At 69.9% G+C, this 15,383-nt stretch carries 11 protein-coding genes and 1 pseudogene; 7 read left to right on the top strand and 5 right to left on the bottom strand.

From position 1 onward, the window contains the following. Positions 1 to 730 precede the first annotated feature (730 nt). Positions 731 to 2,491 carry a S8 family serine peptidase gene (locus IOD14_RS22060; protein ID WP_212671272.1) on the top strand — a complete coding sequence of 587 codons (1,761 nt, stop codon included), beginning with the start codon at positions 731 to 733 and terminating at the stop codon, positions 2,489 to 2,491. A 278-nt stretch (positions 2,492 to 2,769) separates the two neighbouring features. On the opposite strand, the gene IOD14_RS22065 is transcribed toward IOD14_RS22060, so the two are convergent. After that, on the bottom strand, positions 2,770 to 3,201 hold the full coding sequence (locus IOD14_RS22065; protein WP_123986552.1) for a spore-associated protein: 432 nt from the start codon (positions 3,199 to 3,201) through the stop codon (positions 2,770 to 2,772). A gap of 561 nt (positions 3,202 to 3,762) precedes the next feature. On the opposite strand from IOD14_RS22065, the gene IOD14_RS22070 reads away from it, so the two are divergent. The 6 genes from IOD14_RS22070 to dmpG all read left to right on the top strand — a co-directional run bounded on the left by IOD14_RS22070 (position 3,763) and on the right by dmpG (position 11,778). Continuing rightward, positions 3,763 to 5,391 (top strand): serine/threonine-protein kinase, encoded by a 1,629-nt coding sequence (locus IOD14_RS22070; RefSeq protein ID WP_212671273.1) that lies wholly within the window; start codon positions 3,763 to 3,765, stop codon positions 5,389 to 5,391. 55 nt (positions 5,392 to 5,446) lie between these two features. After that, the gene (locus IOD14_RS22075; protein WP_212671274.1) at positions 5,447 to 7,486 is read left to right on the top strand and encodes an FHA domain-containing protein; all 2,040 of its coding nucleotides are present in this window, start codon (positions 5,447 to 5,449) and stop codon (positions 7,484 to 7,486) included. 655 nt (positions 7,487 to 8,141) lie between these two features. Continuing rightward, on the top strand, positions 8,142 to 8,906 hold the full coding sequence (locus IOD14_RS22080; RefSeq protein ID WP_212671275.1) for an IclR family transcriptional regulator: 765 nt from the start codon (positions 8,142 to 8,144) through the stop codon (positions 8,904 to 8,906). A gap of 93 nt (positions 8,907 to 8,999) precedes the next feature. Further along, positions 9,000 to 9,824 (top strand): fumarylacetoacetate hydrolase family protein, encoded by an 825-nt coding sequence (locus tag IOD14_RS22085; protein ID WP_212671276.1) that lies wholly within the window; start codon positions 9,000 to 9,002, stop codon positions 9,822 to 9,824. Next, positions 9,821 to 10,768, top strand: coding sequence for an acetaldehyde dehydrogenase (acetylating) (locus IOD14_RS22090; protein WP_212671277.1), 948 nt, complete (start codon positions 9,821 to 9,823; stop codon positions 10,766 to 10,768). The genes IOD14_RS22085 and IOD14_RS22090 overlap by 4 nt, the downstream gene beginning before the upstream one ends. Next, positions 10,765 to 11,778: a 4-hydroxy-2-oxovalerate aldolase gene (gene dmpG, locus IOD14_RS22095; protein WP_123986557.1), complete on the top strand. Its 1,014-nt coding sequence runs from the start codon at positions 10,765 to 10,767 to the stop codon at positions 11,776 to 11,778. The genes IOD14_RS22090 and dmpG overlap by 4 nt, the downstream gene beginning before the upstream one ends. Before the next feature lie 121 nt (positions 11,779 to 11,899). Here the strand turns inward: dmpG and IOD14_RS22100 are convergent, their stop codons facing one another. The 4 genes and pseudogenes from IOD14_RS22100 to IOD14_RS22115 all read right to left on the bottom strand — a co-directional run bounded on the left by IOD14_RS22100 (position 11,900) and on the right by IOD14_RS22115 (position 15,362). Continuing rightward, positions 11,900 to 12,811, bottom strand: a complete 912-nt coding sequence (locus IOD14_RS22100) for an AraC family transcriptional regulator (protein ID WP_212671278.1) — start codon at positions 12,809 to 12,811, stop codon at positions 11,900 to 11,902. Positions 12,812 to 12,821: 10 nt separating this feature from the next. After that, positions 12,822 to 13,421, bottom strand: a complete 600-nt coding sequence (locus IOD14_RS22105) for an isochorismatase family protein (protein ID WP_123986559.1) — start codon at positions 13,419 to 13,421, stop codon at positions 12,822 to 12,824. A gap of 129 nt (positions 13,422 to 13,550) precedes the next feature. Continuing rightward, positions 13,551 to 13,739 (bottom strand): annotated as a pseudogene (locus IOD14_RS22110) (cupin); the annotation flags it as partial. Positions 13,740 to 13,901: 162 nt separating this feature from the next. Continuing rightward, positions 13,902 to 15,362 carry an aldehyde dehydrogenase family protein gene (locus IOD14_RS22115; RefSeq protein WP_212671279.1) on the bottom strand — a complete coding sequence of 487 codons (1,461 nt, stop codon included), beginning with the start codon at positions 15,360 to 15,362 and terminating at the stop codon, positions 13,902 to 13,904. Positions 15,363 to 15,383 lie beyond the last annotated feature (21 nt).

Here is a 15,383-nt window from a genome sequence, read left to right on the forward strand (position 1 = left end):
CGCTGTCTGTGGAGACCAACTCCAGCCCTCGGTGATTGCCGAACGAAGTCATCCGGAATAAAGGGGAGTTACCACAACCTCACGCCGATGGTGCGAATATGCCGTGCCCATCAGCGTGCTCCGCGCATTACGGATGTCCCGCCCGAGCGGGTTTCCGTCGTGTCGGCTGGATCAGTCGCATCAGCCGAGCCGGCGAGCCTGACATGGTGGCGCGACCGATGGGGAGGCGCGACAGCCGTCGCCAGGCCGAGAGCAATCGTTCTCGTTCCCCTCGGCGCGGTCTTGGATCGGCGCGAACGTTTGCATTCGGCACGGGAGTTCATCAAAGACGGCGATGATCGACACGAGTCGCGGGAGTGGCCCTGCCGTCAAGGCGTCGGCGCCCTACCCGGTCGGCGCGCGGGCGTGGTGCACGGGCAGGTCTGGCGTGTGCACAGGTCAGCATCGGCCGGGCCGGAGCAGTGCCCCGATGGCCGGCACGCCCAGGAGCGGCGGGACTTCGGCATCTTTGCCGCGCGGTTGCCGACGTCGGTGCCCGGAGCAGGTCTCTTTTCAGCCATGCCTGTCTGACGTCCCTGTACGGAAAGGTACTTCCGTACGGGATCATGCACCTGACATCTTGCATCCACCACTCGTTTCGTACGGCCCGGCCCGTGTCCTCAGCACGGCCGGGCCGTCTCCGGAGGATGCTTTGATACCCCACACATCCAGCCGCCCTAGACGCACGCTGGTGCTGGCGGCCACACTCGGCGCCGCCCTCGCGTTCGGCACCCCGGGCGCCCTCGCCGGCACGCTGCCCGTCGCCCCCTCCACCGCGCCTGCCGCCAAGGCCCATGCTCCGGCCGCCGCGCCGGCTTCCCAGAGTGCGACCTGGGTGGCCGGGACGCGTGCCTACCTCGTGATCACCGCCCCCGGCGACAGTTCCGCGGTCCGCTCGGCGATCACGGCCAACGGCGGCACCGTCTTCTCGAACTTCGACGCCATCGGCGTGATCGTCGCCCACTCGACGTCCAGCACCTTCGCCGCCACCATGCGCGGCGTCGCGGGCGTGCAGCAGGTCGGCGCCACGCGTACCTCGGACGTCCCGGCCGACGCCTACAACCCGGCGCTCCCGGCCAATCCGGCCCAGGCCTCGACCCCGGCCGGAGAACCGGTCCGGGCCGACATGAGCCAGATCAAGGCCGACCAGGCCTGGGCCGTCAACCCGGGCTCCGCCTCCGTCACGGTCGGCATCCTGGACACCGGTGTGGACGACCAGCACCAGGACCTGGCGCCCAACTTCGACGCGGCCGACTCGGTCTCCTGTGCCTACGGCAAGCCCGACACCCGTGCCGGCGCGTGGCGGGACGTCGACACGCACGGCACTCACGTAGCGGGCACCGTCGCCGCGGCCAAGAACGGCAAGGGCGTCGTCGGCGTCGCACCCGGGGTGAAGATCGCCGCGGTCCGGGTCGCCGAGCCGGGCAACTCCTTCTTCTTCGCCGAGAACACCATCTGCGGCTTCGTCTGGGCCGGTGACCACGGCTTCAAGGTCACCAACAACAGCTATTACACGGACCCGTGGCAGTTCAACTGCCCGGACAACATCGACCAGGCCGCCATCATCGAGGGCGTCAAGCGCGCCCAGGAGTACGCCGAGGGCAAGGGTTCCCTCCAGATCGCCGCGGCGGGCAACGAGAACTACGACCTCGCCCACAAGACGACGGACTCCGCGAGCCCGAACGACTCGACGCCGGTCACCCGCACCATCACCAACGCCTGCCTCGACATCCCGACCGAGCTGCCGGGCGTGGTCACGGTCGCGGCCAACGGCACCGGCGTCACCAAGGCCTCGTTCTCCAACTACGGTCAGGGCGTCATCGACGTCGCGGCGCCGGGCAGCAACGTGTACTCCACCGTCCCCGGCGGCGGCTACGGCAGCAAGAGCGGCACCTCGATGGCCACCCCGCACGTGGTCGGCGTGGCGGCACTCATCGCCAGCGCCAATCCCGGCATCACCCCGGCGCAGCTCCGCGCCAAGCTGGCCGAGCAGGCCAACGACATCGCCTGCCCCTCGGACAGCCGCTGCACGGGCACGACAGCCAACAACTCCTTCTTCGGCGAAGGACAGGTCGACGCCCTCAAGGCCGTCGGGGCCACTCCCCCGCCCGGCAAGTACTTCGAGAGCCTCGCGGACTTCGCCGTCAACGACAACGCGACCGTGGAGAGCCCGATCACCGTCACCGGTGTGACCGGCAACGCCCCGGCCACCCTCAAGGTCGGTGTGGACATCAAGCACACCTACATCGGTGACCTGAAGGTCGACCTGGTGGCGCCGGACGGCACCGTCTACACGCTGCACAACCACACCGGCGGGAGCGCCGACAACATCGCCCAGACCTACACCGTGAACGCCTCCTCGGAGGTCGCGAACGGCACCTGGAAACTGCGCGTCAACGACAACGCCGCCTCCGACACCGGCAAGATCGACGCCTGGAACCTGACCTTCTAGCGCAGGCCGCGACAACACCCGCGCACAGCACGCGCAGCGCCGACCACAGCTCCCGGCCCGTGGTCGGCGTTCAAGGCGGGCTGCGCTCTGTTCGGCCAGGGCTGCCAACTGCTGGGCGGCTGAGGGCATATGGGCCCCGGCGGCGGTGTACACCGCGTGTTGGGGCCCATATGCCGCAGGCGTCCGAGCCGAGACCACGTCCCGGATCGAGCAACAGCGCCTGCGCACCGACCTCACACCGGGCTTCCGCTCCTGCGCGGAAGTCCCAGTGGAGCCGCTCAGTCGGTCAAGGGTGTGCAGTGCACGTTGTTCGCTCCACCGCTCTGCCCGGAGATCCGTCCCCAGTAGCTCACACAGTGCCCGGGGTGGCCGATGTACACCGGGCCGGCGTACGTCGTGTAAGAACCGTCATCGAACTCGGGGTCGACGTCCTGGGCGTCCGTGACTGCCGCCAGCATGGACACGGCGGTGCCGGGACGGGCGCGCACCGTGACCACGCAGTCCTGTCCCGTGGAGGGGTTGTACGTCAGGTAGACCGTGCCCGCCGTACCGACCGGTGCCGAGTCGACCACCGCGTAGCCCGCCCCGCAGACACCGTTGTACTTCGCCAGGGGCGTCGCCGCCCCTGCCTGCGGTGCGACGGCCCCCAGGGCGCCGACCACGGCAGCTGTGACCGCTCCGACCGCTGCGGCACGCTGAATGATGTTCATGTGAATCCCCCGTCTCGTCGACAGCCCCAACAGCTTGTCGACCTCGCAGGGATTGACCGTCGTCACCCGAACAGCGTTGTAGGTCACCGGCACCCGGTTACGGAACCCGGACACGGAGTGAACGGGTCCGTGGGTATCGCTCATGATCGCGGCGCGCCCTCAGGACGAGACGCACCGCGAGTTGCAGCCGGCTGCCCTGTTCCTCTCCCTGGTGACCGACTGCTTGATCACGGGCGCCGCTGTGTACCCCGCCCGCGAACACCCCTCGCTCGCACAGCCCCTGGGCCTGCCGGGCCCGGTCGCACAGCCATACCTCCGGAAGTCCCTGAGCCAACAGCTCCGCGGCCTGGCGATCCACCGACTCTCTGGTGAGGGCGACTACAGGTCCGGAGCGGCGCGCAACGCCTGGTCGACGCGGGCCGTCGCCGTCACCGGTTCACGAGCGTGTCACAGTGCTGTCCGGATGGTTACTGTCCGGCCCTCGTGCTGCGCATTTATTGATCGTCACCGTATTCACCATACGGTTGGCGGCAGTTGGCGGATTAAGGGGAGATGACCCTCATGCACAACCAGGACGATGCCTCGTCGGCGGTCGGCGAGGAGAGGTTGGTCGCTGGTCGGTACCGGCTGCTGTCCGTGCTCGGCGAGGGCGGGATGGGCACCGTGTGGCGGGCCCGCGACCAAGTGCTCGGCCGTGACGTCGCGGTGAAGGAGGTGCGTGCCTCCATCGAGCTGCCCGCCGAGCGCAGCAGGCAGATGTACGTCCGGCTGGAGCGGGAGGCGTGGGCGGCGGCGCGGGTCAACGCTCGAGGAGTCGTGACCGTCCATGACGTGGTGAACTTCGACGACCGGCCGTGGATCGTGATGGAGCTCGTGCGTGGCCGCTCCCTCGCCGACGTGATCAGCTCAGAGGGCTCCCTGGCACCGCGCGAGGTCGCGCGGATCGGTGTCGAGGTACTCGCCGCTCTGCGTGCGGCCCACACTGCCGGCGTGCTGCACCGCGACGTGAAGCCCGCCAACGTGCTGCTCGCCGACGAGGGCCGCATCGTCCTGACGGACTTCGGCATAGCCAGTGTGGAGGGCAGCACCGCGCTGACGATGACGGGTGAGGTGGTCGGATCGCCCGAATACCTCGCTCCCGAGCGGGCGTTGGGCCGGACCCCAGGCACCGCTTCCGATCTCTGGTCACTCGGGGCGCTCCTCTACACGGCCGTACAGGGACGTTCGCCGTTCCGCCGTACGAGTGCCCTGTCGACGCTGCGTGCCGTCGTGGATGACGAGTTGCCTCCGCCGCATCGGGCCGGACCGTTGACGGCGGTCATCGAGGGGCTCATGCGCAAGGACCCTGAGGAGCGCATGGGTGCCGAGGAGGCCATGAGCGAACTCGTGCAATGTGCAGATGAGTTGGCGGCCCCGGCCGAGACAGCGGGCGCCGATCCGGGGGTGACCACGTCTTCGGCGACGGGTGGCATCACTGCCGCGGTCACCGCGGCGGTGCCGGCTACGGAGAAGGCACCGATCGAGGCCACCTCGGCTGCCACGGCTGCGGCGGAGGTGCCCGAGGCTCAGGCCACGCCTGCGCCGCTGGGCACGTTCGGTCCTCCTCGCAGTAGCTCGGCGTTCGGGCCCGCCGCAGCCCTACCGGCCCCGGCGGCCGGATTCGGGCAGGATGGCACGTCGGGGCCCGCCTCCGCTCCGCTCAGCCGTCGTAGGACATATCTGGTGGGGGCGGTGGCCATCGCGCTGGTTCTGGCCGGCGCGGGTCTCACCTACACGTTGATGAACCAGAGCGATGACAAGGCCGGCAAGGACGCCGAAACCACCAGCACCGGCACTGCGTCCAAGCCTGTGTCGGTGGCTGTCACCGGCAACGCAACCACGTTCGACGGGAGTTGCCCGGGCGGAGAAGGTCAGGCGCCCTGGTTCACCGCTACGTTCAAGACGGACCGGGCTCCGGTCCAGTTCTCGTACCGGTGGGTGTCCGACAACGGAGCTGTGGTGGATCGGGAGTGGCGGACTCTGTCATTCCGTGAAGGTGACCCGACGAGCAAGACGGAGACGGTGCGCCTGTCGACGTGGGCACAGGAAGGAACGTTGAAGAGCGCGATGGCCGTGGAGATCAAGTCGCCGTTCGACACGAAGTCCAACTCTGTGCCGTTTTCCATCACTTGCCGATCGAACGGTGAGTGACAAGGCACCATGTCTTTCATAATTGGGCCAATCTGTCTTCCCTCAAGGAGATTCCGTGCTGTCGGTCATCGTGGGACGCACCGGTCCGTTCACCGGTCAGAGCGTGGTTCTCGGAGAAGCTCCTGTGACGTTCGGGCGCAAGAGTGACAACGACGTCATCATCGTCAGCGTCAGCGCCTCCCGCTTCCACGCCGAGATCGTCACCGAGAACGACACGTACGTCCTTCACGACCGTGGTAGCAGGAACGGCACCTTCGTCAACGAACAGCGCGTCGAGCGGCACGAGTTGACGCCCGGCGACACCATACGCATCGGCGACGAGACTTTTCTGTTCGAGACCCAGGAAGCCGTGGAGACGGTCATGGACCTCTCCCAGATGGACCTGCCGCGCGCCAACGCGGTCGTGGACCCGGGAGTCCTCCGGGTCACGGTGAGCGGCGGTGGTCCCGTCGGCCTCGCGTTCGCGCTGCTGCTGGAGGAAGCGCTGTCCGGACGGGTCGCGATCACCGTCTACGACGGCCGGTGGGTCCGCAGCGGCACCTCCGTCGTCTGGAAGGACGCCGCCCAGGGCAACGTCCGCCGCCAGCAGGTCGTCACCGTCCAGAGCCGGCAGTACCTGGCACTGACGCAGGAGATGCAGACGGCGATGTTCGGCGACAGCGGCCAGTTCTCCGAGATGTGGCCGCTGGGCCCCGACTCCGTGGACGGACGGCCGCCCCGCAACATACGCATTGCCTACATCGAGGACCGGCTGCTTGAGCTGGCCAACCGCAAGTCCGCCATCCGGCTGGTGCCCAAGCGGTTCGACCTGACCGAGCAGGAACACCTCATCGCCCGTGACCATGTGCTGGTCATCAGTGAGGGTGGCCGCTCGCGCACTCGTGAGCACTTCGCCGACCGCTTCGGCATGGCCGACGCCTCCATCTACTCCCTGGACGGCGAGCACATCCAGGACGTGGTGCTCGGGCTCAGGGTCAAGTCCCGGCTGCCGGACCCGATGAGCGTGCTGCTGACCGTGGCGCAGAACCGGTTCCTGCTCAACTCGCTGCGCGGCGAAGGCTTCTTGAACATGCGCCTCACCCGGGAGGAGGCGCGCAACGTCATCGGCATCGACCCGGTGCGGCAGGTCTTCGAGGAGTGCATCGCGGCCCGGCCGTGTCTGATGAGCCGCCACGAGGACAACGAGTTCGCCTGCCCCACCCACGGCACGCTCTTCCTCCCGGCGCTGCTGCGCAGCTCACCGCTGTGGAAGCGCATCCTGGAAGGGCTGCGGCTGTTCGATGTCCCCGAAGAGGACCTCAGCGCCATCACGTCGTTCCGCCTCGACATGGTCCAGCGCCCGAGGTTCACAGCCCAGCTCACCCGCCCGACCGCGGACCGTCCGGGAACGTACGGCTTCCTCCTGGGCGACGCGGCCAACGCCATCCACTTCTGGCCCGGACGTGGCCTCAACAGCGGCGTGGCCTCGGCCGTCTCGCTGGCCCGCTCCCTCAGCCGGGTCTGGCGCGGAAGGCCGCTGCGCGACGCGGACTTCATCCGGCACGAGGCGGCGATGTCCATGCTCCAGTACCGGCACAAGAGCCGCGCCTGGAACGCTATGGTCACCACGGACGAGCGGGGCGTGACCCGGGCGATCAAGGACATCATCGACGGCAGCATGGACGGCACGGCGAAGCCGGCGGGAGCAGGTGCCGTGGGCCGGATGCCTTCCGTCCCGGCCGCAGTCCCGGTTCCGGGCTCGGCCGCGGGCTCCGGCTCCGGATCTTGGTCTGGGTCTGGGTCTGGCTCTGGGTCTGCGGAAGCCCACCTGGAGGTCCTGCTGGACCGCATGCGGGCGATACGTGAACGGCTGGCTCCCCGCATGCCGGGGCTGCCGGACGACAACGTGCTCCGGGCCCACCTCTCCAAGCTGTCACCCGCGACCCTGCGTACGCTCCAGGAGAGCGGCGCGTGGGACACGTTGATCGTCAGCGGCGAGGAAGCCGACATCGACATCTTCTACCAGCAGGACGCCCCGGTCTTCGTCCCGGCCGCCCCGCAACCGTCCCAGCCGCGCCCCGACCCCCGCAGCTCGGCTCTTCTGGGTCCGGCCTGACGGCTGTCGTCCCGGCAGTCTCTGATTCCCGTGTCGGCCGACACGGGAATCAGAGACAGGGCCATCGTCTGCCACCGGCTCACGCCTCGCGCCGTCGGCGAGGAGAACGTCGTTCCTCGCGGGCCCGGACAGTGCGGCGCGGTGCACGGTGCCGAAAGCACTGGCTCAACCGGCGGCCCGAAGGTGCAAGCGGTGCCGCAACCTCGTTTCCTGGCAAGGCCGTTGACCAGCGGAGCCAGGACACGTCGACGTCCGACTCATAGAAGCGACAGGGCGCCAGTCGCTCACCTTTAAGTCAGTGGAGAAGTGCGCGCAGCGGAACCCCATGGCTAGGACGCGGTAAAGCCAGGATCCAGCCGATGCAGTGCACGAGGGCCAATGGAGCAGCACCCGACCACGGTGGCAGCGGTCGCCAGCAGCGCTGGCTTGATCTTGTGAAGACTGCATGGATATCAGTTCCGTGGGCCAGCGATTTTTGGACCCGACCGCCAGGCCGTTGCTGCGCCGTCCCACGGCCACGGGCTCGGCCTCGCCGGATCCGCCGGCCGGTGCCCCTCATCCGCCCGAGCGATGTCGGTCACCCACCGTCTCCCCGAGGGCGCGCTCATGGTCCCTTACAGTCGATGTGTTGCGCTGCCCCGGAAGGAAGACCCTCTTGAGCGACGACGCGCCGAGCGGCGTCCTGAGCAAGGCGCTCGCCGTGCTGCAGGCGTTCACCGTCGAGGACACGACCCTGGGCTTCACCGAACTCCGGCGGCGTACGGGTTTCGCGAAGAGCACCCTGCACCGGGTGCTCGGGGACCTGGTGGCGGCCCGGCTGCTGGACCGCGTCCAGGAGCGTTACCGCCTGTCGGGGCTCGTCTTCGAGCTCGGGATGCGCGCGTCGGTCGAGCGTGGGCTGCTCGAAGTGGCCACGCCGTTTCTCGAGGACCTGTACGAGCGCACGCACGAACTCGTCCATCTGGGCACCCGCGAGGGAACAGAGGTCGTGTACGTCGCCAAGGTGGGCGGCCACCAGCAGGCCAACTCCCCCTCCCGGCTCGGCGGCCGCATGCCGCTGCACGCGACGGCCCTCGGGAAGGTGCTGCTGAGCCAAGCCCCGGACGACGTGCGGGAGACCGTGCTGGGCGGACCCCTGGAGCGCAAGGCACCGCGGACGATCACCAATGTCGAGGTGCTGACGCGCCAACTGTCGGACGTCGTCACCCAGGGGGTGGCCTTCGAGTACGAGGAGTCGGCGGTCGGCATCGTCTGCGTGGCCGCCGGGATCTTCGGTCCGTCGGACGACATCATGGCGGCGGTCAGTGTGACGGGCCCGGTGCACCGGTTCCAGCCCGCCCGGCACGCCTCCAGTGTGCGAGCCGCCGCGGCCGGGATTTCCGCGACGCTCTGCCGTCGCGAGGAGCTGCGCAGCCACTGATCGGGCGCCGCGCGGACACTGATCGACGGACGAGTTCCGCGAGACGGAACACATTGCTGGGCGCCAGACGGCCCTCGTGTTCAAGCTGTCGGCATGAACGAGTTCTCTCCCGGTCACGACTCCGTGGCTCAGGCGGCCGATCGCCTGCTGCTCGCCGCCGCCGACCGTGTGCCCTGTCCACCGGTGCGTGATCTGATCGGCAGCGACGACGTGAAGGCGGCCTACGCCGTCCAAGAGCTGCTGACCGCGCGCCGCCTCGAAGCGGGCGGCCGGATCACCGGCCGCAAGATCGGCCTCACCTCCCCCGCCGTGCAGCAGCAACTGGGCGTGGAGCAGCCGGACTTCGGGGTGCTGTTCGCGGACATGAGCGTCGCGGACGGGGCATCCGTACCGGTCGACGAGCTGCTCCAGCCGAAGGTCGAGGCGGAGATCGCGTTCGTGCTGGGCGCCGACCTCGCCGAGGGGACGCTCGACGCCGCGCAGATCCGGGCCGCGGTGGCGCATGCCGTCCCCGCCCTGGAGATCGTGGACAGCCGGATCGCCGGCTGGGACATCACCTTCGGCGACACCGTCGCCGACAACGGCTCCTCCGCGCTCTACGTCCTCGGCACCCCGGCCAAGCCGCTCACCGAGTTCGAGCCGGTCGAGGCCGCCATGACCCTCGAACGGGGTGGGGAGACCGTCTCCCGCGGCAACGGCGCAGCCTGTCTGGGCGATCCGCTGGCCGCCCTGGCCTGGCTCGCCCGCACCGCGCGCGACGTCGGCGATCCGCTGCGCGCGGGCCAGGTCGTGCTGTCCGGCGCGCTCGGCCCGATGGTGCCCGCCGCCGCCGGAGACGTGTTCAGCGCCGAGATCACCGGGCTCGGCTCCGTCTCCGTCCGCTTCCACACTTCCGGCGACGAAGGAGCCTCCGCATGAAGACCAAGGTAGCCGTCATCGGCTCGGGCAACATCGGCACCGACCTGATGATCAAGGTGCTTCGCCTGTCGGACACCCTGGAGATGGGGGCGATGGTCGGCATCGACCCCGCCTCCGACGGCCTCGCCCGGGCCAAGCGGCTCGGGGTCCCCGTGACCGCCGAGGGCGTCCAGGGCCTGATCGCCATGGACGGCTTCGAGGACATCAAGATCGTCTTCGACGCCACGTCCGCGAAGGCGCACATCGCCAACGCCCACGCGCTCGCCCCGTACGGCAAGCAGCTCATCGACCTCACCCCCGCCGCCATCGGCCCGATGGTGATCCCCGCGGTCAACCTGGCGGAGCATGTCGGCGCGGACAACGTCAACATGGTGACGTGCGGCGGTCAGGCCACCATCCCGGTCGTCGCCGCGATCTCCTCGGTGGCTCCGGTCCCGTACGCGGAGATCGTCGCCTCGATCGCCTCGAAGAGCGCCGGTCCCGGCACCCGCGCCAACATCGACGAGTTCACCGAGACGACCAGCCACGCCATCGAGACCGTCGGCGGCGCCGAGCGCGGCAAGGCCGTCATCATCCTCAACCCGGCCGAACCGCCGCTGATCATGCGCGACACCGTGCTCGCGCTCGTCGACGCGCCCGACGAGGCGACCCACGACGCGATCCGCACAGCCGTCGCGCAACGGGTCGACGAGGTGTCGGCGTACGTGCCGGGCTACCGCCTCAAGCAGCAGGTGCAGATCACCCCCGTCCCCGCGGACCAGCCGGTGCACACCCTCACCCAGGCCGCGGCCACCCACCAGGTGTCCGTGTTCCTGGAGGTCGAGGGCGCCGCCCACTACCTCCCCGCCTACGCCGGGAACCTCGACATCATGACCAGCGCGGCCCTGCGGATGGCCGAGGCCATGGCCGCCCGCGCCACCGAACTCCAGGGAGCCGGCGCATGACCACCGACAAGCTGTTCGTCCAGGACGTCACCCTGCGGGACGGCATGCACGCCGTCCGGCACCGCATCGAACCCGAGCAGGTGGGCCGGATCGTGGCCGCACTCGACGCGGCGGGCGTCGACGGCATCGAGGTGTCCCACGGTGACGGCCTCGCCGGCGGCTCGCTCAACTACGGCCCCGGCAGCCACACCGACTGGGAGTGGATCGAGGCGGCGGCCGCGCACATCAAGAACGCCCGCCTCACCACTCTGCTGCTGCCCGGCATCGGCACCATCGAGGAGCTCAAGCAGGCGTACGCGCTCGGGGTGCGCTCGGTGCGGGTCGCCACGCACTGCACCGAGGCCGACGTCTCGGCCCAGCACATCGCCACCGCCCGCGAGTTGGGCATGGACGTGTCCGGCTTCCTGATGATGAGCCACATGGCGGACGCCAAGACGCTGGCCCAGCAGGCCAAGCTCATGGAGTCGTACGGTGCCCACTGCGTCTACGTCACCGACTCCGGCGGCCGGCTGATGATGGACGGCGTGCGCGAGCGGATGCGCGCCTACCGCGATGTGCTGGACCCGGCCACGGAGATCGGCATCCACGCCCACGAGAACCTCTCCCTCTCGGTCGCCAACTCCATGATCGCCGTCGAGGAGGGCGTGACCCGCGTGGACGCCTCCCTCGCCGGTCAGGGCGCTGGTGCGGGCAACTGCCCCATCGAGCCGTTCATCGCGGTCGCCGACCTCAACGGCTGGAACCACGGCTGTGACCTCTTCGCACTTCAGGACGCGGCCGAGGATCTCGTACGTCCGCTGCAGGACCGGCCGGTCCGTGTCGACCGCGAGACGCTCACGCTCGGCTACGCCGGTGTCTACGGCTCGTTCCTGCGGCACGCGGAGGCGGCGGCCGAGCGCTACGGCGTCGACGTCCGCACGATCCTCGTCGAGGTCGGCAAGCGCGGCCTCGTCGGCGGCCAGGAGGACATGATCGTCGACGTGGCGCTGGGGCTCGCGCGGGCGAGCTGACATCGCCTGCGACGCAGGGCCGGGAGGACGGTGGCTCCCGGCCCTGCTCGTTGTACCCGCGGCGGGTTGCCGGCACGACGACGACCCGAGTCGCCGGGGAGTACCGCCGTGCGGTCGGTGGTCAGGGCTTGCGGGTGCGCAGACGGCGCAGCATGCGGGGGTCCTCGAAGCCGACGGCGCGGGCGGCGGCGTCGAGGGTGGTGCCGTGGCTGATGAGGTGCTCGGCGCGTTCGAGGCGCAGGGCCTGCTGGTAGCGCAGCGGGGTCAGGCCGCCGGTGGCGCGGGTGAACAGGCGGGTGAGGGTGCGTTCGCTGACGCCGGTGGCCGCGGCCAGGGCGGGCAGCGGCAAGGGCTGGTCGAAGCGGGCGTCGAGGAGGTCCTGGGCTCGGTGCACGGTGTCGTCGAGGTGGGACCGGTAGCGGAGCATGGCGCTGGCCTGTGGCTCGTGGCCGTTGCGTCGGGCGTAGACGACCATGTCCCGGGCCACTTGTGCGGCGACGGCGGGACCGTGGCGGGTGGCGACCAGATGCAGGGCCAGGTCGATGCCGCTGGCGATGCCGGCCGAGGTGACCACCCGGTCGTCGGCGGTGTAGAGGACGTCGCGGACGACGGTGGCTGCGGGGTAGCGGCGGGCGAGTTCGTCCTGAACGTCGTGGTGGGTGGTGCAGCGGCGGCCGTCGAGCAGGCCGGCCCGGCCCAGTGCCTCGGCTCCCGCGCAGACGCTGGCGACCGTGCCGCCCCCTGCGTGGTGCTTCCGCAGTTGCCCCAGGGCGGTTGAGCCGATGGCGGGAGCGCCGGCCAGGGTGTGCGCCCGCCAGCCGGGCACCACGATCAGGTCCTCGGGGCCGAGCCCGGGCCAGTCGAGCCGGGCTACCAGGGGAAGCCCCTGGGCGGTGAGGACCTGTGGCTGCTCGGCGATGTAGCTGAGCGTGTAGGGGTGGCCGAAGTCGGCGGCCGTGGAGAAGACCTGGGCAGGGCCGGCCAGGTCCAGGAGATGGACTCCCGGCACCAGGAAGAAGGCGATGTGGCTCACGATCCGGTCATCATGCCCGCTGCCCCGCCGCGGCTTCCAGTTCCTCGACGGTGGCGATGGTGGCGAAGCGTCCGGCGAGCGCGTACTCGGTGCGCGTGATGATCTCCTCGGCGCTGAGGGTGCGAGGATCCGCCAGCAACTCGGCGACGCTCTGGTCGGCGGGCGCGTCGCGGTGCGGGATGGGGTTGGTCGCGGTGGCGTCGGTGACGAAGGTGACCCGGTAGCCGAGGTCGCTCGCGACGCGGGTGGTGGTCTCCACGCACTGCTCGGTGCGGATGCCGCAGACGGTGAGTTCCTGGATGCCGCGCTCGGTGAGGAGTTGCTGGAGGTTGGTGGTGGTGAAGGCGTTGTGCGAGGTCTTGTGGAGCAGCGGTTCCGTGTCCTGGCGCTCCAACTCCTCCATGAGCCGGACGTGGCCGAGGGCGGGGTCGAAGACGTCGCCGCTGCCGGGCTCCGAGTGCAGGACCCACACCACGAGGTCCCCGGCGCTGCGGGAGAGCCGGACCAGTCGGTTCACCTGGTCGGCGATCTTCGGATCGGAGATGGTCTCCCACAGCGGGCGGGCGCGGAAGGATTCCTGGACGTCGATGACGATCAGTGCTCGGGTCATGTCGCCCAGCCTGACCGGTGCGGCCCATGTGTCGACAGGCCTCATCGAGTCCGGCACCGGACCGATCCGGTCACGGCGAGAGCGGCCGGGACGAGTCGTGCGACGCGGGCGGCCGGGGCCGGGCTCGCCTCAGCCCGGGACGCCGGCGCCTTCCTCGCCTCCCCAGGACGTACAGGTTCGGGAGTTCACCACGATCGCCTCCTGCGTGCTGCGGGCGATGACCACCACGACCTCTTCGGCCGGGTCCGGGGTTCTCCTCGCGGTGGTGCACGTACGGGGGACGAAGATGTAGTCGCCGGGAGAGGTCCGCAGGCGGATCGGGTGAGGCAGTTGGACAGCACCGCCGGCCGGATCCTCGGAGAGCAACACCCGGTGTCTCTTCCTGAGAGTCCGTCGCTGACCTCGATGTATCCGAGGTCGGCGACGGAGCACATGCGCGTCGGCCGGGTCACAGCAAGGAAGACCTGCCGCGCGGGTGGTTCAGAACGGGAAGTGCGCCTGCTGGGTGGCGATGGTCACCCAGCGGGTGTTGGAGAACGCCTCGATCCCCCAGCGGCCGCCGAAGCGACCGTACCCGGATGCCTTCGCCCCGCCGAACGGCGCCTGGGGCTCGTCGGCCACCGACTGGTCGTTGATGTGGACGATCCCGGTGCGGATCCGGCGGGCGACGGTGAGCCCATGAGTGGCGTTCTCGGTGATGATGCCGCAGGTCAGACCATTCTCGGTGTCGTTGGCGAGGGCGACTGCGGCATCGTCGTCGGTGAAGGTCTCGACCACGCAGACGGGGCCGAAGGACTCGGCGTGGTACAGATCCGCCTCCTTCGGTACGCCGGTGAGCACGGTCGCCGGGTGCACCGCGCCCTCCGGCTCGCCGCCACCGACGAGAACCCTCGCGCCCTTGTCCACGGCGTCCGCCACCAGCCCGGCCACCCGCCGTGCGGCCTGGGCGCTCACCAGCGGCCCCACCACCGTGTGCGGATGCCCGGGGTCTCCGGCCTGGAGCGAGGCCGCCTTGGCGGTGAACTTCTGGGTGAACTCCTCGGCCAGCGACTCGTGTACGAGGATCCGGTCACCCGACATGCAGATCTGCCCGGCGTTCATGAACACGCTGAAGGTCGCGGCGTCGACCGCGTAGTCCACATCGGCGTCGTCGAGGACGACAACGGCGTTCTTGCCGCCCAACTCCAGCACCGCGGGCTTGAGGTGGCGGGCCGCCAGTTCGCCGATGATGCGGCCCACACGTGTGGAGCCGGTGAAGTTCACCGCCCGTACCCGCTCGTCGGCGATCAGTGTCTCGGCGATCTCGGCGGCGTCCTCACGGGCGTTCGTGAGGACGTTGACCACGCCGTCCGGCAGTCCGGCCTCCCGCAGCACGTCGGCGACCAGCAGTCCGCAGGCGATCGGCGCGTCCTCGCTGGCCTTGACGACGACCGTGTTGCCGGCGGCCAAGGGCGCCGCCACGGCCCGCACGCCGAGGATGACCGGCGCGTTCCACGGCGCGAACGCGGCGACCACGCCCAGCGGTTCACGCACTGCCAGACCCAGTGCGCCCCGTTCCTGGGCGTTGAGCACTTCACCGCGCGGCGCGGTGACGGCCGCCGCCGCCTCGCGCAGGATGTTCGCCGCCAGAGCCACGTTGAAGTACGCCCATGGGCGGGTGCCGCCCGCCTCCTGCGCCATCAGGTCGGCGACCTCGTCACTTCGGCCGTCCAGCAGGTCGGCCGCCTTGAGGAAGACGGCCCGCCGCTCGAAGGGGGTCGTCGACGCCCACGCCTCGAAGGCCGCGTGGGCGGCGTCCACGGCGCGAAGGACGTCGTCGTGGCCTGCGGCGGCCACGGTGGCGTACACCTCCCCAGTGAAGGGGTTGATGTCGTCGGTGGTCCGGCCGGAGGCCGCGGGTACGTCTCTACCGGCGATGAACAGGTCGCGGGCGATGGCCATGGGGTGATCTCCTTGCTACGT

Source organism: Streptomyces sp. A2-16, from assembly GCF_018128905.1.
Taxonomy (GTDB): Bacteria; Actinomycetota; Actinomycetes; order Streptomycetales; family Streptomycetaceae; genus Streptomyces.

What these genes read in the sequence shown, in the direction of transcription:
- IOD14_RS22065 (WP_123986552.1), bottom strand. Translation starts at nt 3,201, where the DNA reads ATGAACATCATTCAGCGTGCCGCAGCGGTCGGAGCGGTCACAGCTGCC.
- IOD14_RS22070 (WP_212671273.1), top strand. Translation starts at nt 3,763, where the DNA reads ATGCACAACCAGGACGATGCCTCGTCGGCGGTCGGCGAGGAGAGGTTG.
- IOD14_RS22085 (WP_212671276.1), top strand. Translation starts at nt 9,000, where the DNA reads ATGAACGAGTTCTCTCCCGGTCACGACTCCGTGGCTCAGGCGGCCGAT.
- IOD14_RS22090 (WP_212671277.1), top strand. Translation starts at nt 9,821, where the DNA reads ATGAAGACCAAGGTAGCCGTCATCGGCTCGGGCAACATCGGCACCGAC.
- dmpG (WP_123986557.1), top strand. Translation starts at nt 10,765, where the DNA reads ATGACCACCGACAAGCTGTTCGTCCAGGACGTCACCCTGCGGGACGGC.
- IOD14_RS22105 (WP_123986559.1), bottom strand. Translation starts at nt 13,421, where the DNA reads ATGACCCGAGCACTGATCGTCATCGACGTCCAGGAATCCTTCCGCGCC.
- IOD14_RS22115 (WP_212671279.1), bottom strand. Translation starts at nt 15,362, where the DNA reads ATGGCCATCGCCCGCGACCTGTTCATCGCCGGTAGAGACGTACCCGCG.